The 19,107-nt window shown below is 71.5% G+C and carries 16 protein-coding genes and 1 riboswitch; of the genes, 6 read left to right on the plus strand and 10 right to left on the minus strand.

Annotation, left to right across the window (positions count from 1 at the left end):
• The first annotated feature begins 87 nt into the window (after positions 1-87).
• Together rarD and ACFWPS_RS16435 are read left to right on the plus strand one after the other, a co-directional pair.
• Positions 88-1,053 (plus strand): EamA family transporter RarD, encoded by a 966-nt coding sequence (gene rarD / locus ACFWPS_RS16430; RefSeq protein WP_383705484.1) that lies wholly within the window; start codon positions 88-90, stop codon positions 1,051-1,053.
• A gap of 31 nt (positions 1,054-1,084) precedes the next feature.
• A complete protein-coding gene (locus ACFWPS_RS16435; protein WP_383705486.1) occupies positions 1,085-1,549 on the plus strand; it encodes a VOC family protein in 465 nt (154 codons plus the stop codon).
• A 51-nt stretch (positions 1,550-1,600) separates the two neighbouring features.
• Here the strand turns inward: ACFWPS_RS16435 and ACFWPS_RS16440 are convergent, their stop codons facing one another.
• From ACFWPS_RS16440 to ACFWPS_RS16465, 6 genes are all read right to left on the minus strand, one after another.
• Positions 1,601-2,776, minus strand: coding sequence for a tetratricopeptide repeat protein (locus ACFWPS_RS16440; RefSeq protein ID WP_383705489.1), 1,176 nt, complete (start codon positions 2,774-2,776; stop codon positions 1,601-1,603).
• Between the two features lie 201 nt (positions 2,777-2,977).
• Entirely contained in the window at positions 2,978-3,865 is an 888-nt protein-coding gene (locus ACFWPS_RS16445) for an ABC transporter permease (RefSeq protein ID WP_383705491.1), read from the minus strand.
• Positions 3,852-4,880: an ATP-binding cassette domain-containing protein gene (locus tag ACFWPS_RS16450; protein WP_383705493.1), complete on the minus strand. Its 1,029-nt coding sequence runs from the start codon at positions 4,878-4,880 to the stop codon at positions 3,852-3,854. The genes ACFWPS_RS16445 and ACFWPS_RS16450 overlap by 14 nt, the downstream gene beginning before the upstream one ends.
• Positions 4,881-4,938: 58 nt before the next feature.
• Positions 4,939-6,207, minus strand: coding sequence for an outer membrane lipoprotein carrier protein LolA (locus ACFWPS_RS16455; protein ID WP_383705495.1), 1,269 nt, complete (start codon positions 6,205-6,207; stop codon positions 4,939-4,941).
• Positions 6,208-6,514: 307 nt separating this feature from the next.
• Complete coding sequence (locus ACFWPS_RS16460; RefSeq protein WP_383705497.1) at positions 6,515-7,453, minus strand: CHRD domain-containing protein; 939 nt, start codon at positions 7,451-7,453, stop codon at positions 6,515-6,517.
• Between the two features lie 118 nt (positions 7,454-7,571).
• Positions 7,572-8,582, minus strand: a complete 1,011-nt coding sequence (locus ACFWPS_RS16465) for a polyprenyl synthetase family protein (protein WP_383705499.1) — start codon at positions 8,580-8,582, stop codon at positions 7,572-7,574.
• 837 nt (positions 8,583-9,419) lie between these two features.
• A riboswitch (cyclic di-AMP (ydaO/yuaA leader) is annotated at positions 9,420-9,617 on the plus strand.
• A gap of 5 nt (positions 9,618-9,622) precedes the next feature.
• Here ACFWPS_RS16465 and ACFWPS_RS16470 point away from each other — a divergent pair.
• Positions 9,623-10,111, plus strand: coding sequence for a transglycosylase SLT domain-containing protein (locus ACFWPS_RS16470; RefSeq protein WP_383705502.1), 489 nt, complete (start codon positions 9,623-9,625; stop codon positions 10,109-10,111).
• Positions 10,112-10,129: 18 nt separating this feature from the next.
• On the opposite strand, the gene ACFWPS_RS16475 is transcribed toward ACFWPS_RS16470, so the two are convergent.
• A complete protein-coding gene (locus tag ACFWPS_RS16475; RefSeq protein WP_383705504.1) occupies positions 10,130-10,936 on the minus strand; it encodes an HAD family hydrolase in 807 nt (268 codons plus the stop codon).
• Between the two features lie 140 nt (positions 10,937-11,076).
• Here ACFWPS_RS16475 and ACFWPS_RS16480 point away from each other — a divergent pair, with 140 nt between their 5' ends.
• A complete protein-coding gene (locus tag ACFWPS_RS16480) occupies positions 11,077-11,634 on the plus strand; it encodes a hypothetical protein (RefSeq protein WP_383705507.1) in 558 nt (185 codons plus the stop codon).
• An 86-nt stretch (positions 11,635-11,720) separates the two neighbouring features.
• Here the strand turns inward: ACFWPS_RS16480 and ACFWPS_RS16485 are convergent, their stop codons facing one another.
• Entirely contained in the window at positions 11,721-12,926 is a 1,206-nt protein-coding gene (locus tag ACFWPS_RS16485; protein ID WP_383705510.1) for an FAD-dependent oxidoreductase, read from the minus strand.
• A 27-nt stretch (positions 12,927-12,953) separates the two neighbouring features.
• A complete protein-coding gene (locus tag ACFWPS_RS16490; RefSeq protein WP_383705723.1) occupies positions 12,954-14,198 on the minus strand; it encodes an ATP-grasp domain-containing protein in 1,245 nt (414 codons plus the stop codon).
• Positions 14,199-14,475: 277 nt separating this feature from the next.
• Between ACFWPS_RS16490 and fahA the strand changes: the two genes are divergently transcribed.
• The gene (fahA, locus tag ACFWPS_RS16495; RefSeq protein WP_383705725.1) at positions 14,476-15,687 is read left to right on the plus strand and encodes a fumarylacetoacetase; all 1,212 of its coding nucleotides are present in this window, start codon (positions 14,476-14,478) and stop codon (positions 15,685-15,687) included.
• Positions 15,688-16,001: 314 nt separating this feature from the next.
• Positions 16,002-16,940, plus strand: a complete 939-nt coding sequence (locus tag ACFWPS_RS16500) for a M56 family metallopeptidase (RefSeq protein ID WP_383705512.1) — start codon at positions 16,002-16,004, stop codon at positions 16,938-16,940.
• 57 nt (positions 16,941-16,997) lie between these two features.
• On the opposite strand, the gene recQ is transcribed toward ACFWPS_RS16500, so the two are convergent.
• Positions 16,998-19,079, minus strand: a complete 2,082-nt coding sequence (gene recQ, locus ACFWPS_RS16505) for a DNA helicase RecQ (RefSeq protein WP_383705727.1) — start codon at positions 19,077-19,079, stop codon at positions 16,998-17,000.
• Positions 19,080-19,107 lie beyond the last annotated feature (28 nt).

A 19,107-nucleotide genomic window follows, 5' to 3' on the forward strand; every position in this document is an offset into this window, starting at 1 on the left:
CGTATGCCGATACGGCCATGACAGACCGGGGTGCTCGGCGCTACCTTCATCCCGGTGTGCTGAAGAAACTGGGCGTGAGGAGGGCCGGTGGCCGACATATCGAAGGGTGAGCGGCGGACAGGGCTGGTGAACGGCTTCGCGGCCTACGGGATGTGGGGGCTGGTCCCCCTGTTCTGGCCGCTGCTGAAGCCCGCCGGGTCGATGGAGATCCTGGCCCACCGGATGGTGTGGTCCCTCGTCTTCGTCGCCGTCGCACTCGTCTTCGTACGGCGCTGGGCCTGGGCCGGTGAGCTGCTGCGGCAGCCGCGCCGGCTGGCCCTGGTGACGGTCGCCGCCGCCGTGATCACCGTCAACTGGGGCGTCTACATCTGGGCCGTGAACGCCGGGCACGTGGTCGAGGCCTCGCTCGGCTACTTCATCAACCCCCTCGTCACCATCGCCATGGGCGTGCTGCTGCTGAAGGAACGGCTGCGGCCCGCGCAGTGGGCGGCGGTGGGCGTCGGTTTCACCGCCGTCGTCGTACTGACCGTGGGCTACGGGCAGCCGCCGTGGATCTCCCTCGTCCTCGCCTTCTCCTTCGCCACCTACGGGCTCGTCAAGAAGAAGGTCAACCTCGGCGGCATCGAGTCACTCGCGGCGGAGACCGCGATCCAGTTCCTGCCCGCGCTCGGCTATCTGCTGTGGCTGGCCGGCCACGGCGGGTCCAGCTTCGTCGACGGCGGCGCCGGGCACGCGGCCCTGCTGGCCTCCACCGGCATCGTCACCGCCGTCCCGCTGGTCTGCTTCGGCGCCGCCGCGATCCGCGTCCCGCTCTCCACGCTCGGCCTGCTGCAGTACCTGGCGCCGGTCTTCCAGTTCCTGCTCGGCATCCTCTACTTCCACGAGGCGATGCCCGCCGAGCGCTGGGCCGGCTTCGCCCTGGTCTGGCTCGCCCTCGCCCTGCTCACCTGGGACGCGCTGCGCACCGCCCACCGGGCCGCGCGGGCACTCGCGGCGGCGCCCGTACCACGGCCGGCGGCCCCGGTCGCGGAGACTCCCGCAAGTCAGGTGTGACTGTCAGAGCCGTCGGCTATAAGTGGGCGGCATGACGCAGACGCCCGCACCCCTGCACTGGAAGCTCGTCGTCGACGCCCGCGACCCGCACGCGCAGGCCGACTTCTGGGCCGCCGCGCTGCACTACGTGGCCGAGGACAACAGCGCGCTCGTCGAACGGCTCCTGGAGCTGGGCGCGCTGCCCGGCGCGGCCACCCTGGAGTACCACGGCCGCGCCGCGTTCCGTGACCTGATCGCCGTACGGCACCCGGACGATCCGTACGACGAGGAGCGCGGGACGGGGCTGGGGCGGCGGCTGCTCTTCCAGCGGGTGCCGGAGGCGAAGTCCGGGAAGAACCGGCTCCACATCGACCTGCACGCCGGGGACGGGAAGCGGGCGGACGAGGTGGCACGCATCGAGGCGCTGGGCGCGACCGTGCTGCGGCACGTCTCCGAGCCGGCCGGCGCGTGGACCGTGATGGCCGACCCGGAGGGCAACGAGTTCTGCGTGCAGTGACGACGGCGCAGTGACCACAGTGCAGTGACGACGGTGCAGTGACGACGGCGCTCAGGCGTTCCGGGCGGCTCGGCGGGCGCGTTCCGTGAGCCGGGCCATCCGCGCGCGGGCCGACTCCAGTTCCTCGATGTCGTCGGCCGCCGGACCGTCCTCGGTGGTGAGCCGCGACCACAGGTCGATCAGCTCGCGGCCGAGGCTCAGCCCGTGCTCGGGGTCGCGTACCGCGCGCCAGGCGGTCGCCGCGCTCCGCACGTTCCCGTACGCCGCCTCGCCGTCCCGCGCGTGCCGGCGCTGCCGGGCCAGGTCGAGGGAGAGGTGGAAGGCCCGCTCCGGGTCGCCCGCCAGGTAGGAGATGTACGCGGTCAGCTCGCCCAGGTGCAGCACCTCGGTGTGGTCGTCGCCGAGGACCGCGGCCGCCTCGGCGACGGTGCGCTCCGCGAGCTCGGCCGCCGCTTCGATACGGCCCGTCCGGACAGCCTCGTTGATCCGCGACACCGGCTCGGTGAGCAGCGCGGCCCCTTCCGCCGTCAGCGTCACGGGCTCGTCCCCGAGCACCTCCTCGGCGACCGCGTCGAATCCTCGGGCGGGGGTGGGTGTCGGGGTGAACCGGAGGTCGAGGTCCCGGTCGGCCGACGGCTCTTCGGGTACGAGGGCGATGACGGGGGCCGTCTCAGGGGCCGGGGCCGGGGTCGGAGCCGGGGCTGGGGCCAGGGCCGGGGTGCTCATCACGGGCGGCGGGCCGAAGACGCCGGTGGGCGGCTGGACGGTGCCCGGCGCGGGCGGCAGGGGCAGTGCCGGCGGCACGGACGCTGCCGGCGGGACGGCGAGCGGCTTCGGTACCGCCTGCAGGGGCAACGCCTGCAGGGGGAACGCCGGCGCCGCCTCCGGCGCGGGTTCCTTCGGCACGGACCGCCCCTTCGGCTCGGCGGCCGGTGCGGCCAGCCGTACCGGGTCGCCGGTGAAACTGCTGGAGCCGTCCAGGTCCACCTGGAGGGGGACGACGTAGCCGATGCGGGTGTCGTGGACGGTCGCGAGGACCGGGCGGCCGGCGGCGCGGGCGAGGCGCTGAAGGTGGTTGAGGACCGCCTGCTGGGGTTCCTCACCGGGGCCCGTGAGCAGCGGTACGCCGTCCACGGACGCGGTCGCGCCCGTCACCCGGACGTCGACCGGTACCAGGTGCCCCTCCTGCTGGACTTCCCGCTTCTCCTCGCGGCTGAGTCGGGACATCGGCCCTCATTCCCCCGGCGTCACCATCCGGTCGTGCGTCCGGTCGTACTCGTGCGTACGGTCCAGTCTCGCCGCTCGGCGCGGCTCCCACGTCACCGCGACGTCACAGCCTCGCACCAGGAAGGGACGCCCGGCGGGGCGCGGCGGACCCGGACCGTACGGACGTACGAACGTGCACGAACGTACGTACCCCCGCCGGGCCTAGGCGGTGATGTCCCGCGTCGTGAACCGCGCCCAGGCCGCCGATCCGAACACCGCCGTGTACAGGGCCTGCAGCTCCAGGTTCTTGACCAGGTCGTCCCAGTAGACGGGGTCGCGCATCAGGTCGGCGAAGGACAGCCAGTAGTGGGAGAAGAAGTACGGCTGGAGCGCATGCAGCTGGGGGATCTGGTCGAGGATCTGGACCGTGATGAGCAGGCCCACGGTCGTCGCCATCGCCGCGATGCCACTGTTAGTCAGGGTGGACACGAACAGGCCGAGAGCGGCGATGCCGGCCAGCGACACGGCGACCACCAGGGCGATCAGCAGGGCGCGGCCGAGGGCGTCGGCGAAGGATATCCGGGTTCCGGAGATCGTCGTCAGGTCGCCGAGCGGGAAGAGGAGCGCGCCGACGGCGAGCGCGGAGGCGGCCACCACCAGGGTCGCGACCAGGCAGAAGGCCATCGTCGTCGCGTACTTGGCGAGCAGGAGGCGGGTGCGGCCCGCCGGGGCTACCAGCAGATAGCGCAGGGTGCCCGCGTCGGCCTCGCCCGCGACCGCGTCCCCGGCCACCACCCCGACGGCCATCGGCAGGAAGAACGGGAGGGTCGCGGCCAGCGCCGTGAACACCAGGAACAGTCCGTTGTTGGTGACCTGGGCGATGAACGCCGGGCCCTCGCCGCCGCCGCGGCCGACCTGCCCGCCGCCCCGCGTCTCGATCCTGACGGAGACACCGACGAGGATCGGCACCGCCGCCAGGACGCCCAGCAGAGCGAGGGTGCGCCAGCGCCGGAACGTGGTGACGAGTTCGCTGCGCAGCAGACCGAGGCTCCACAGCGGGTTCGGCCGCACGGCCGCTGTCTCGACGACGGCCAGGTCAGCCTGCGACATCGAAGCCCTCTCCGGTCAGTGCCACGAACGCGTCCTCCAGCGAGGCCCGTTCCACGGTGAAGCCGCGGACCCGGACGCCCGCCGTGACGAGCGCCGCGTTCACCTCGGCGAGATCGTGCTCGGGCGGCTCGCCGGTCACCCGGTCCTCGGCGACGACGACGTCCGCGACGCCCTGTTCCTTGAGCACCCGGGCCGCCTCCCCGGGGTCCGGGGTGGTCACCACGAGCCGGCCGCGGGCCCCGGCCACCAGGTCGGCCACCGCGCCCTGGGCGATCAGCCGGCCCTGCGCCATCACCGCCGCGTGGGTGCAGACCTGCTCGATCTCGTCGAGGAGGTGGGAGGAGAGGAACACGGTCGTGCCGTCCCCGGCCAGTTCCCGGACCAGGGTGCGGATCTCCCGCATGCCCTGCGGGTCGAGGCCGTTGGTCGGCTCGTCCAGCACCAGCAGCTTGCGGGGCTGGAGCAGCGCGGCGGCAAGGCCCAGGCGCTGCTTCATGCCGAGGGAGTAGGCCTTCGCCTTCTTCGCCGCGGCGGCCGCGAGGCCCACCCGGTCCAGCGCGGCCTCGACGCGGGCACGCCGGGTGCGGGGGTCGGCGGCCGGGTCGGCGGCGTCGTACCGCAGCAGGTTGTCACGGCCGGAGAGGAAGCCGTACAGCGCCGGGCCCTCGATGAGGGCGCCGACCTGGGGCAGCACGACGCGGGAGGCGCGCGGCATCGGGTGGCCGAGGACGCGGGCGGTGCCCGAGGTGGGCGCGATCAGGCCCATCAGCATGCGGATGGTGGTGGTCTTGCCGGAGCCGTTCGGGCCGAGGAAGCCGAAGACGCTGCCCGCCGGGACGGTCAGGTCGAGACCGTCCACGGCGAGCTGTCCGCCGCGGTAGCGCTTGGTGAGGCCGCGGGTGTCGATGACACCCGCTCCCACCGGAGCGCGGTCCCCCGGGTTCCCGGGATCTCCCGGCTCCCCGGGGGTCTCCGGGCCTTCCGGCTCCCGTTCCGTGGCGGGCGGTCGGTCCATCGGCTCCCTCGATTCGTCGTGCGGCAAAGGCTGCTTACCGCACCCGTGCCACCCCGGACTAGCCCGCGTTCGCCGCCTTCAGCAGCGCCGCCTTGTCGACGGCGCCGACGTACACCTTGCCGTCGTCCGTGATCAGGGCGTTGATCAGCCGGGTGGAGAAGACGGTGCCCTTGCCGAACTTGCCGGAGACGGGGTCGCCGAGCGAGCCGAGGAAGCCGCTCAGGTCGCCGCCGGAGGCGGAGCCGGAGGCGGAGCCGGAGCCGGTGGGCAGCCCGCCCTTGCTGCCGGTGTCGAGGACGGCTATGGAGTTCCAGCCCTTGCCGAGGACGTCGAAGCCGGACTTGTCGAGGTCCTTGGCGGAGCCGTGGCCCGGCCTCTCGGAGGCGTTGCCGCCCTTGTCCCACCCGTCGGCCTTGCTGTCCTTGCCGGCCTTGTCGCCCTCGGTGACCTTGGCTCCCTTGGGCGGGGTGAAGTCGAAGGTGGAGGCGGCCGGTTTCGCGAAGCTGACCTGGGTGTAGCCGGCGTCGACCACGGCCGCGCCGCCGCTCGACGGGGTGAGCGTGAACTTCAGCGGCGTGCCGGTCTTGGCGTCCACCGCGATGCTGATCGCGCCGACCGTCGTACCGGACTGCTTGGGCTTGATGACGAGCCGGTAGGCGTCCCGGCCGGCCACCTGGGCGGTGCCGTCGACCGTCACCGACGTGGTGTCGTCGACCGACTTGAGGACCTCGTCGGCGAAGTCCTTGGGCGTGGCCGGGGTTTCGTGCTGCTCGGCCTTGCCGGAGTCGGCGGCGGTGGAGTGGTAGACCTCGTTGGACTTGCTGTCGTAGCCCCACACGTCGGTGCCGTTGTGGATGAGGCTGTACTCGGCGCCGCTCTCCAGCACCGACACCTTCTGCTTCTCGGGGCCGTCGGCGGCCACCCGCAGGGTATGCGTGCCGGAGGCCAGTTCGGTGAGCTTGCTGGTCGGATCGGCCGACGAGCCGTCACCGCTGCCCTGCGTCGCGCCGGACAGCAGGCTGCTCTCCAGACCGCCGAGGTCGGGCAGGCCGAGGTCAGTGCTGATCTTCACGGTGCCGGACAGCTGCTGCACGTCCGACTTGGCGATCTTGTCGATGAGTTCCTGCGCGGTGATCTTCGGCAGGTCGGGGTCGCCGGAGTCGGCGAGTGCCGGGACCAGGCCGATCGTGGCCGCGGCCACGCCCACCACCGCGACCGGGACGACGTACCGTGCGGCCTTGCGCCGCCGCTCGGCGCGCAACTCGGCGCGCAGCTCGTCGTCGGCCTGCGCGGCCCCCGTGCTGTCGTCGGATTCGTACGGTGCCATGTGTGCCCTACCTCCGTCGTCGGCGGCGGCCGTCCTCGCACGTGTCCCACCCTGAGCCGCCATTCTCACCCGAATCGGTGAGTGGTGGTGATTTCCGTGGTTTCCATCTCACCAAATCGGGGGCGGGGAAGCGTCAGACCACGGAGCCAACTCCGTGTACACCTGCGGTATGACACAAGGGTGGAGGCGCCTTCCCCGACCCGTAGGGGTCGGGCGGCGAAGGCGCCTCCTGTCACGGGCCGTGTCCGGTCATTTCACGGGCCGTGTCCGCTGCTGTGGCCGTTGCAGGGTCCGTTGCCGCGCCCGCTCAGTGCTGCACGAACACGTAGTCCGCCGAGTAGGGGACACCGACGACGGCACCCGGGGTGCAGGAGCCGGCCGGGGCGACGCCGCCCACGGTGTTGAGGCGCAGGATCTCGCCGGTGTGGGCGAGCAGCCCGTGCTTCTTGCCGGACCGGGCGGTCCTGAGGTCCAGTTCGGGGATGTTGCCGGTGCCGTTCGCCGTCTTGGTCACGACGGCTCCGATGACCGCGCTGCCGTCAGGTGCGACCCACTGCGGGGTGCCGGAGTTCGGTGCGACGAAGGAGTGCCGGATGCCGCCGCCGAGCTTGGCGCTGACGTCCCGCTGGGCGAAGGCGTAGCCGCCGCCGTCGGCGGGCTTGCACTGGTAGATCTGCTTGCCGGTGACGACGGAGGCCTGGAAGCCGCCTTCCTTGAGGTCGGAGACGGTGGTGACGGCGTGCAGCTGGCCGCGGAGGGCTCCGCCGGGGAACTCCGCGGTGTGCAGGTTGGCGTAGAAGGCGCCGGGGTCGGTGGTGAGCTGCTTGAGCAGGGCCTTGTCGGTGACCTTGACGCTGCCGGTGACGCTGTGGGCCTTGGCCTTCTTCAGCAGCTTCCCGAAGTCGATCCTGACGCCACCGTTGGCGCCCTTGGCGCCCTGGTGGATGTGCAGGTCGGTGGGCCTGCCGGTGCCGCGCCAGGTCACGGCGACGGTCACCTTGTCCCCCTTGACCTGGATGAACTCCAGCGCGGCGCCGTCCTTGTCCCCGACGGCGGGCCCACCGGCGACGGGCACCTCGTTGGCACCGCGCAGGCTGGCGGCGAGGACGACGGAGGCGGCGGAGCTGTGGCCGGCGGCGGAGCCGTGGCTGGCGGCGGCGGACGCCGGGACGGCGGCACCGCCTAGAGCGGTGACGGTGATGGCTGCGGCGACGAGGCTCTTGCGGCGCGTTGCGTCGATGACCATGATTCCGTTTTCTCCCCCCGTGTCAGCCGACGCCCCCTGCGTCGGCTTCTGGGGAGGAGTACGGAACACGTCCCGGATTGGACTCAGTCCAATTATGTGACCTGGGTCACATATCGGACTATCCGGCTCGGTGCACCACCGCGTCGCACAGCTCCACCAGCGCGACCTTCGGGTCGCACTCCGGCAGCGGAGCCAGCGCGGCCCGCGCCTCCTCCGCGTACCGGACCGCGTCCCGGCGGGCCAGCTCCAGCGCCGGATGCGCCCGCAGCGCCGCCAGGGCCTCCGCGTGCCGTACGTCGTCCGTGAGGTCGGAGTCCAGCAGCTCGCACAGCGCGATGTCCTCGGCCAGCCCCGACCGGGCGGCCAGCTCCCGCAGCCGCAGCACGGGCAGCGTGGGCACGCCCTCACGGAGGTCGGTCCCCGGAGTCTTCCCGGACTCGTGGGAGTCGGAGGCGATGTCCAGGACGTCGTCGGCGAGCTGGAAGGCGACACCGAGCCGTTCGCCGTACTGGGTGAGGACGTCGACGACCGTCTCGTCGGCGCCGGACAGCATCGCGCCGAAGCGGCAGGAGACAGCGACCAGCGAGCCGGTCTTGCCGCTGAGCACGTCGAGGTAGTGGTCGACCGGGTCACGGCCGTCCGACGGGCCGGCCGTCTCCAGGATCTGACCGGTCACCAGCCGTTCGAACGCGAGGGCCTGGACCCGGACCGCCTCGGGACCGAGGTCGGCGAGGATCTGGGAGGCGCGGGCGAAGAGGAAGTCGCCGGTGAGGACGGCGAGCGAGTTGCCCCAGCGGGTGTTGGCGCTGTCGACACCGCGCCGCACGGACGCCTCGTCCATGACGTCGTCGTGGTACAGCGTGGCCAGGTGGGTGAGCTCGACGACGACGGCCGACGGCACGACACCGGGCGCGTACGGGTCGCCGAACTGCGCGGCGAGCATCACCAGCAGCGGGCGGAACCGCTTCCCCCCGGCCCGCACGAGGTGCTGCGCGGCCTCCGTGATGAACGGGACCTCGCTCTTGGTGGCTTCTAGCAAGCCTTCCTCGACAGCCGTCAATCCGGCCTGGACATCGGCTTCCAGAGCCTGGTCCCGCACGCTCAGCCCGAACGGCCCGACGACGGTCACGAGGGGTCTCCTGTCTGCTGGTGTCTACTGGCGATTACGCGGTTTGTCGATAGGTCGCTGCCCTCACTCAAGTCAGCGTATCCGGTCGGGTTTCGATCACCGATAGCGCCCACGGTTACACCCCGGGCGCTATCGGATCACGACCGTTATGTTTTTGATCAGCCGATACGACCTGACATCCACTGACTTAACAGGAAGTGCGGGCACTTGTCCCGAACCAGGGCATAGGCCGTGTCACACACCGGCGGCAAGCCTCCCACCCGACCGCCGCCCGGAAACAGCCCCGCCCCCTCCGGCCGACGTCACCTGCCCGGGTGTACCCCCGCCGCGAGACCGCGCACGACGACCTCCGCGCCCCCTCGATCCGCATTCCCCCGATCGGCGCCCACTCGACCGTCACCCCCTTGACCGACGGGACGACGCCCGGTCACCGAAGAGGCACCCGATCAGACAATTCGGACTACTCGTTTAAATCATGCACATTAGCACCCACTCCACCACCCTCGACTGGGGCAATCCATCCGAATAGAAACGAAAGAGTTTTCCGTCGAACCAGGAAAAAGGCGGATTCCAGGAATCCCTCATGCCCGATTTGCCGCTATTGCGATTTCGTGAAGTAGGTCACGCGCACCAGGTGGCGCAAGGCACGTAAGGCGACCCTTCCTTCCCTTTCCCTGCGGGCCAGTTGAGGGTTGGCAGCTGCAAAGGATCAAGTACCCCATACGCCTCACTACAAGCTCAATCGGCGTGTTGCATGAATCAGGTACTTGTTCCGGACATGTGCCCTCGCATACGTTCCCGCTCGCCGGGCGGACGCCGAATCCTGCCGCCGCCCGTCGTAACCCATCGACGAGTTCATTCGCACGGCAGGAGCGGGGGACCCAGGTAAGTCGCCGGACCGGGCGGCCGACGTCAACGGACAGACGTCGTTCCGGAACGGCTATGGGGTGAAGTCGCATCGTCTTCGGGCGCTGCGGCCGGGCACTCCCCGGGCCCGAACCCGACAGCTCACCTCGCAGGCGACGGAGAGGAACAACGCCATGCTTGCTGCCGCCCAGCACCGCACTCCCCGCCGTAACCGCATCATCCGCACGCTCGTCGTCGCCGGCACCGGCGCCGCCGTCCTCGCCCTCCCGCTCATCGGGGCGACCGCCGCCTCCGCCGCCGGGTCCTCCACCACGACGGCCTCGACCACCCTCGCCGGATACCCGAACAACCTCGACGGCTGGATCCGCGAGTCGCTCGCGATCATGCGGGAGAAGAAAATCCCGGGCACCTACAACGGCATCTACCGCAACCTGATGCGGGAGTCCTCCGGCAACCCGCGGGCCATCAACCTCTGGGACTCCAACGCGGCCAAGGGCATCCCGTCCAAGGGCCTGCTCCAGGTCATCGACCCGACGTTCAACGCCTACCACGTGGCCGGGACGTCGTTCGACATCTACGACCCGGTCGCGAACATCACCGCCGCCTGCAACTACGCCGCCGCGCGGTACGGCTCGATCGACAACGTCCACGGCGCGTACTGACCTGACCGACGTGCCACGTCAGTCGAAGAGTCTTTCGAGGACGACGGCGATGCCGTCGTCCTCGTTCGACGTGGTGATCTCGTCGGCCAGCGCCTTGAGTTCGGGGTGGGCGTTGGCCATCGCCACCCCGTAGGCAGCCCACTCGAACATCGGGATGTCGTTGGGCATGTCGCCGAAGGCGATGGCCTGTCCGGGGCTCAGCCCAAGATGGTCGGCCGCGAGCGCGAGCCCGGTCGCCTTGGTCACCCCGCAGGGCTGGAGTTCGACGGTCCCCGGTCCCGACATGGTGACCGTCGCCAGCGACCCGACCACCGAGCGGGCGGTCGTCGCCAGTTCGTCGTCGGACAGGGTGTGGTGGCGCAGCAGCACCTTGCTGATGGGCGCGCACCACAGGTCGTCACGCCGAGCGACGCGCAGCGCGGGCAGAGTGGGGTGGGGCATCAGATAGCCCGGCTCGATGAGCGTGAGCCCGTCCACGCCGTCCTGGTCGACCGCCGCGTACACCTGGCCGACCTCGGCCTCGATCTTGCCGAGCGCGGTCTCCGCCAGCTCCCGGTCCAGGGTGACCGACCACAGCAGCCGGTCCGCGCCGGCGTCGTACACCTGCGCGCCCTGGCCGCAGACCGCGAGTCCCGTGCAGCCGAGGTCGTCGAGGAGCGGGCGCACTCTGGGCGCGGGACGGCCGGTCACCACGAGGTGCCGGGCACCGGCCCGGCCGGCCCGCGCGAGCGCTGCGAGCGACCGTTCCGAGAGGGTGTCGTCGTCGCGCAGCAGCGTGCCGTCCAGGTCGGTGGCGATCAGTGAGTACGGGGAGGGTGCGACCATGATCAGAGAATACGGACAGCACGCCGCTGGGACTCACTGTGCGTTTCGGCCTCAAGTGGCGCCCGCCGCCTCCGTGATGGGGCCGTTGTCAGTGGCGGGCGTTACGTTTTCGGTGAGCCGGTTTCACTGATCCGACGGGGGTGCTGGTCTTGACGGCCGGGCGGGGGGACTTCCGGGCGTATCCGCTGGAGGCGGCGACCGGGGTGTTGGAGCGCTTCCCGGAGGAACTGCGGCCGGAGATCTACGCGTTGTCGTCCCGTATCCGGCGGGTGGACGACGACGACCGCAGACCATATGTGGCGATCGGCTACAACACGGAGAGCCGGTACGAGGCCGAAAGACGCCCCGAGGACCCGGGCGAGGCCCGCTGGAACTACGCGTGCCGGCTCCTGGACGGTTTCGAGATGCTCGGCAACTGCCCCGAGGACCCGGCCGACGGTGCGCTGTACGCCGAGGAGGTCCGGCGGCTCGGACTCTGGTTCGACGGGGACGACGACGCCGCCGAACTGGACGCGGCGCGCGAGCTGTTGGGGCTGCGCTTCGCCGGCGTGCGCGTCCGGCCGGCCCGGGACCCGCACGCCGGCGGCAGGATCGGGAAGGCCCTCGGGCGGCCGCTGCCGGTGGTGGTCTTCGACATGTACTGCATGTACTGCTCGGGCTGGGAGATCGAGGCCACGCAGGCGGCCAACCCGCCCTAGCCGGTCGAGGAGTTCCTGGCCTGGCAGCGCGCGGCCGAGGAGGAGGCGTAGCCCCTCGGGACCGGGTGGCGGCCCGGCCCGGGGTGTCAGGCGTGGGCCGCCGCCAGGTGGCCGGCCAGGCGCGGTGAGGCGAACTCCGTACCGCACACGAACCGCATGACCGGGCCGTACGACGCCGCCGCCGGGAGCCCTGTGAAGTAGAGGCCGGGTACGGAGGAGACGTATCCGGCGCCGAGTACCGGGGCACCTCGGCTGGCCGCGACGCGGGTGCGCAGCCCGGGGCCGAGGAAGTCCATCGCGGCGATGTCCACGCGGTAGCCGGTGGCGGCTATGACGTGGTCGGCGGTGAGGCGCTCGGTGCCGCCTTCGTGGGTGCGGACGGCGAGGACCGGGGCGCCGCCCGAGGTGTCGGCGCCGGTCACGGCGGCGACCTCGCGGACCTGGACCTTGCCCTCGAAGCGGTCGCGCAGCCACCAGGCGCCGAGCGGGCCGAGCACCCGGCGGACCAGGTAGTGGCGGACCCCTGCCGGAAGGTAGCGGTAGGGGTGCGGGTAGTAGCTGAGCGCCCACAGGGACCAGGCCCGGCCGAACGGCGACTCGGGGCGGAGCTTCGGCTGGTCCCAGGGCGGGGCGCCGAAGGCGACCCGGCCGCGCCCTCGCGAGACCACCCGCACCTGGGCGCCCGCCTCGGCGGCGAGGGCCGCCGTCTCCAGCGCGGACTGCCCGGCACCGACGACGATCAGCTCCCTACCGGAGAAGCGGGTCAGGTCGTGTTGCTGGGAGCTGTGCGAGACCGGCCCCGCCGGTCCGTCCGCGCCCGCCCCGGCCAGCTCGGCGGGAAGGCGGGCGAGCCCGGACAGGCCGGTGGCGACGACGACCGCGCGGGCCGTGAACGACTCCCCCGAGTCCAGCTTCAGTTCGAAGCGCGCCGGGCCTTCGGCCTTGTGCCGGTCCACGGAGACCACCCGGACCCGCTCCAGCGCGGGCACCAGTTTCTGCTGGAACCACTCGCCGTAGCCGATGAAGGTCTCCACCGGGATGATGTCCTCGTCGGTGACCAGCCGGCGGATGCCCGCCGCGTCGCAGTAGTCGGCGAGGGTGTGCCCGCGCTGCGGGCAGTCCAGGCTGGAGGCGGCCGGGGTGGACTTCAGGATCATCCCGGCCGGCATGTGGTCGCGCCAGCTGACCATGGGATCGCCGAAGACCCGGACGGGGATGCCGCGCGCCCGCAGATGGGCGGCGGTGGACAGGCCGAAGGGCCCGGCACCTATGACTGCTACCGGCTCGATCACGAAGTCCCTCCCCAGGAACGTGGTGCCCTACTTCGTGGCGGTGCTGGAGCCGCGGCGGTTGGTGCGCCACAGCTGATAGAGGTGCTTCGCGCCCGGACGCACGAAGCGGGCGAGCATCGTGACGAACGGCAGCGGGTCGTCACCCGCCAGCCAGGCCAGCTCGGTCCCGCTCGGCCGCTTCGGCGCGTGCGGCGTCGTATAGCCGCTGCGGCGGTAGGCGAGGAGGGCGGGCAGGTCGATGTTCTCCACGACGTACCGGTGGCCGGCGCGCTGTTCCCCCTCCGGAACGCGGCGTCCGGTCAGGTCCAGGTGCATGGCGCGGACGACGTCGACCCCCGACTCGCTCTCGAAGAGCCGGAACTGGGCGCCCATGCGCGGGTTGAAGTCGAGCAGCTTGTACTGCCCGTCGCGCCGGTCGAAGCGCAGGTCGAGATCGATGATGCCGGTGAAGCCGATCTGCTTGATGAAACGCGCGGCGAGGTCGGCGAGTTCCGGGTTGTCGACGACGTAGGCGTTCGCGGTCATGCCGGCGTGCGGCGGCCAGGAGCGGACCTTGACGCCGGTGAACAGCGCGCGCGGATTGGAGTCGGCGTCGAAGTAGGCGTGCACGATCCAGTCCTCGGCCTCCTCCCTCGGGAGGTACTCCTGGAGGATGACACCCGGATGGGTGCCCCAGTCACGGGCGAGGGTGAGCAGTCCCTCCCGGGTGGCGATCCGCGTCGTTCCGTTGACGGCGGGCTGCCTGCGCCGGACGAACGCCTCGCGGTTCTTGGCCACGATCGGGAAGCGTGCCTTCTCCGCGAAGTCGACGATCTCGTCGTACGAGTCCGGGAAGGCTGCCGCCGGGCTCGGGATGCCGTGTTCCACGCACAGTTCGTGCAGGCCCTGCTTGCTCGCCAGCCGGCGGGGCAGTTCCGGGTCCACGCGTGGGAAGAGGAAGCGGTCGCCGAGCGCGTCCTGGTGCTCCGCGATCAGGACGGCGGCCTCCTCGTCGGTGGGGATCAGCACGGTCGGACGGCCGATACGGCGGCCGATGCGCAGCAGTCCCTCGACGAGATGGTCCGGTTCCTCGGCGCCTGTTGTCGGCCACACGAACGCCCGTCTGAGATACCGCGACGAGGCCGCCGGCGTGTACGCGTCCTCCGTGATCGCGTACATGGGAACGCCCAGGCGGCCCAGACTGCGAATAGCGCCGACCCCGCCGTGATGCAGCGGATAGTCGCCGAACTTGACGATCAGGCCCGGCACGTCGCGGTCCGCCTCGAACGGCACGCTGACGGCATTCCTGGCCACGGGTCCCCCCACGTGTCCCCCTCTACGGACCGGACCCACCCCGTCCGTGTCCCCCAAAGGACGCTAAGCCGGAATTGCCCCCTCCGACAAGGGCTATTAGGACATTGCGAACTCTTTAGACACTGCCACGACAGCCAACTCACCCGTAACGTGTGGCGCGACCACATGGAATGCCGCGCAACGCCATAGTGACGTCGCCACATGGTCGTCCCCCGCGCGGCACGGATGAGAGCGAGGCAGTCACCCCATGCCCCCCTTGACCCCCTTCGAGGTCCCCGAGGGCGACCCCTTCGGCTCGCACAACCTTCCGTATGGCGTGTTCTCGACCTCCGGGAGCATGGAACGGAGGGTCGGCGTCCGCCTCGGCGACCACGTACTCGACGCCGGTGCCGCGGCCCTCGCACTCGGCTCCCCGTACGCCTCCCTGCTCGCCCGCCCGACCCTCAACCCGCTGCTGGCCGCGGGCCGCACCGCCTGGTCGGACGTACGGCGCGCCCTGACCGCCTGGGTGACCGTGCCCGCGCACCGCGAGACACTCGCTCCCCTCCTGCATCCGCTGCCCGAGGTGACCCTGCACCTTCCCTTCGAGGTCGCCGACTACGTCGACTTCTACGCCTCCGAGAACCACGCCCGGAACGCCGGCCGCATCTTCCGCCCCGACGCCGCCGACCCGCTCACCCCCAACTGGAAGCACCTGCCGATCGGTTACCACGGCCGCGCGGGCACGGTCGTGGTGTCCGGGACGGACGTCGTACGGCCCTCGGGACAGCGGAAGGCGCCGTCGGACCCGGCACCGGTGTTCGGTCCGTCGGCACGGCTGGACATCGAGGCCGAGGTCGGCTTCGTCGTCGGCACGCCGTCGCAGCAGGGCAGTCCGGTGGCGCTGGGCGACTTCAGGGAGCACGTGTTCGGCCTGTGCCTGCTGAACGACTGGTCGGCGCGGGACATCCAGGCCTGGGAGTACGTCCCGCTCGGCCCGTTCCTCGGCAAGTCGTTCGCCACCTCGGTCTCGGCGTGGATCACCCCGCTGGACGCGCTGGAGGAAGCGCGGGTCGCCCCGCCGAGGCGGACGCACCCGCTGCTGCCGTACCTCGACGACGCCACGGAGGAGCCCGCCGGCTACGACCTGCGGATCTCGATCGCGATCAACGGACACACGGTGTCCGAGCCGCCGTTCTCCACCATGTACTGGACCGCCGCCCAGCAACTCGCCCACCTGACGGTCAACGGCGCGTCACTGCGCACCGGCGACCTGTACGGCTCCGGCACGGTGAGCGGCGCGGAGCCCGGGGAACGCGGGTCGCTGCTGGAGCTGACGTGGAACGGTCGCGATCCGCTCGAACTCCCGGACGGGAAGCGGACGTACCTGGAGGACGGCGACGTGGTGACGCTGTCGGGGTGGGCCCCCGGGCCGGGCGGCAGCCGGGTCGGGCTCGGGGAGGTCAGGGGGCAGATCGTGACGGGGTGAGGGGGAAGACCGGACGGGGTGAGGGGGAAGACCGGACGGCGCGGCGGACGGCGCGGGAGCGGGGGCGGCCCGTGAGCAGCCGGGCCGGGAAGCGGGGCGACCGGATCGTCGTCGACGCCTGACTCGGGGCACCCGGCACCGTCATACTGACGGGACACGCACCATGCGATGCGCCCGCACGCGCACCATGCGAGGCGTCGGCGCACACCTCAGGTGATGCGTGCGCCGGCGCACGCGCCATGTCACGCGACGGCGTATCACCGCGCACCACCCGCCACCCGCACACCTCTCCGATCAGGAAACGGAGCCCCGGCATGACCGTCTGCCTGCTCCTGCTGACCGTCGTCGCCCTGACGGCCGCCGTACCCGCGCCGCGCGCGCTGGTGCAGTCCCTGTGGCCGGAGCGGGAACCGGTGGTCGCGCTCTGGGTGTGGCAGTGCCTGGTCGCCACCGTCCTGATGTGCTGCCTGGCCGCGCTGACCCTGGGCGCGGCGGCCGTCTTCCACACCGTGCGCGACCGGGTGTTCGCGTCGGCGCCACCCGCGGTCACCGCCGCCTACGACCTCTCCGTCGCACCCCTGTGGGCGGTCGCCCTCACGGTGCTGCTGGCGTGCGGGGCTGCGTGGACCACGGCGATGCTCGCCCGCGAACTGGTCGAGGCCCGGCGGCGCCGCGACCTGACCCGCGCACACCTGCGCGAGCGGGCACCCGAACTGCCGGCGGGGCTGCCCGCGGCACGTGGGCCGATGCTGGTGCTCGAGGACGAGTACCCGGACGCATGGTGGATGCCGGGCCATCCACCGCAGCTGGTCGTGACGACGGGGGCGCTGCACCGCCTCACCGACCACCAGCTCGACGCCGTCCTCACCCATGAACGGGGCCACGCCCGCGCCCACCACGACTGGCTGCTCCACCTGTCCAGCGCCCTGGCCACCGGCTTTCCGCGCGTGCCGCTCTTCTCCCACTTCTGCGACCAGACCCACCGGCTCGTCGAACTCGCCGCGGACGACACGGCGTCCCGGCGCTGCGGCCACCTCACCACCGCGCTGGCCCTGATCGAACTGAACCAGCACCGCGGGGTCCTGTCCTGCGCGTCGAGCCGCCGGCTGCTGGGCGAGCGGGTCGACCGCCTGCTGGAACCGCCACCGCGGCTGCTGCGCCGCCAGCGGGCCCTGACGACGACGGTGGCCGCCCTGGTCCCCCTGGTGCCGCTCCTGATCGCGTTCGCACCGGGGCTGACCGCACTCGGTTAGGACGCTGCGGGTGGATCGGCGAGGGGGCCGTGAGCGGCTCCCCCGCCACCGCGTGCCCTATATCCAGTCCTCCGGTTCCGGCTCCGCGTCCATCTCGGGCCAGTGGTCCTCGTACCCGCCCTCCGGCGCCGCCGGAGCCTGGGCGGTCGGAGCCGGCGCGGTCGGAGCCGGCGCGGTCGGAGCCGGGGCGGTCGGAGCCGGGGCGGTAGGTGTCTTCAGGGCGGCCAGCGCCCCGAGTACGCCCTCTCCGTACGTCATGAGCTTCTTCTCGCCGACGCCACCGACGGTGGCGAGTTCCGCGATGGACTCGGGCCACCGGCTGACGATCTCCCGCAGGGTGGCGTCGTGGAAGATCACGTAGGCGGGTACGCCCTGTTCACGGGCCTGCTCGGCACGCCAGGCGCGCAGGGCCTCGAAGGCGGGGAGCAGTTCCTCGGGCAGCGCTGCCACGGCCGCCTTCGCCTTGCCCTTGCCGGTGGACCCGGTGGACCCGGAGCCCCCGGCCGCCCGTGAGACCGCCGGCTTCTCCGGCTCCTTCCGCAGCGGGACCTCCCGCTCGCGCCGCAGTACCGTCCCGCTGGCCTCGGTCAGCACCAGGGTGCCGTACTCGCCCTCGACAGCGAGCAGCCCCTGGGCGAGCAGCTGCCGGACGACGCCCCGCCATTCGCCTTCGTCGAGGTCGGTGCCGATGCCGAAGACTGACAGCTGGTCGTGGTCGAACTGGATGACCTTCGCCGTGCGCTTGCCGAGCAGGATGTCGACGATCTGGACGGCGCCGAACTTCTGTCCGCGTTCGCGCTGGAGCCGGACCACGGTGGAGAGGACCTTCTGGGCGGCGACGGTGCCGTCCCAGGTCTCGGGCGGGGTGAGGCAGGTGTCGCAGTTGCCGCAGCCCGCCGGGTCGGGGTCCTGGCCGAAGTAGTTCAGGAGCTGCCCGCGGCGGCACTGGGCGGTCTCGCACAGGGCGAGCATGGAGTCGAGGTGGGCCTGGGCGCGGCGGCGGAAGGCCTCGTCCCCCTCGCCGGACTGGATGAGCTTGCGCTGCTGTATGACGTCGTTGAGGCCGTAGGCCATCCAGGCGGTGGAGGGCAGGCTGTCGCGGCCGGCGCGGCCGGTCTCCTGGTAGTAGCCCTCGACGGATTTGGGCAGGTCGAGGTGGGCGACGAAGCGGACGTCGGGTTTGTCGATGCCCATGCCGAAGGCGATGGTGGCGACGACGACCAGGCCGTCCTCGCGCAGGAAGCGGGACTGGTGGGTGGCGCGGGTGCCCGCGTCGAGGCCGGCGTGGTAGGGGACGGCGTCGATGCCGTTTCGGGTCAGGAATTCGGCCGTGGACTCGACGGACTTGCGGGACAGGCAGTAGACGATGCCCGCGTCGCCGTCGTGTTCCTGGCGGAGGAAGGTGAGGAGCTGTTTCTTGGGGTCGGCCTTGGGGACGATGCGGTACTGGATGTTGGGCCGGTCGAAGCTGGCCACGAAGTGCCGGGCGGCCGGCATGTGCAGCCGCTGGGTGATCTCCTCGTGGGTGGCGTGGGTGGCGGTGGCCGTGAGCGCGATGCGCGGGACGTCGGGCCAGCGCTCGCCGAGGAGGGACAGGGCGAGGTAGTCGGGCCGGAAGTCGTGGCCCCACTGGGAGACGCAGTGCGCCTCGTCGATGGCGAAGACGGCGATCTTGCCACGGGTGAGCAGGTCGAGTGTGGAGTCCAGCCGGAGCCGCTCGGGGGCGAGATAGAGCAGGTCGAGTTCGCCCGCGAGGAACTGGGCCTCCACCACGCGCCGCTCGTCGAAGTCCTGGGTGGAGTTGACGAACCCGGCGTTGACGCCGAGGGCGCGCAGGGCGTCCACCTGGTCCTGCATGAGGGCGATGAGCGGTGAGACCACGATGCCCGTACCGGGTCTGACCAGGGCGGGGATCTGGTAGCACAGTGATTTTCCGCCGCCGGTCGGCATGAGGACGACGGCGTCGCCACCCGCCACCACATGCTCGATGATCGCTTGCTGCTCGCCCCGGAAGGCGTCGTACCCGAAGACCCGGTGCAGCGTGGCCAGTGCCTCGCTGTCCGCCGGTCCGGGCGTCTGTTGCGCCCCCGGGGTCTCGGTCGTCCCTGGCATCTCGTCGGTTCCGCCTGTCCCGCCCATCGTCGTGCCCCCCGTACGTCGTCCGTCG

It is taken from the genome of Streptomyces sp. NPDC058457 (assembly GCF_042720695.1).
Taxonomy (GTDB): domain Bacteria; phylum Actinomycetota; class Actinomycetes; order Streptomycetales; family Streptomycetaceae; genus Streptomyces.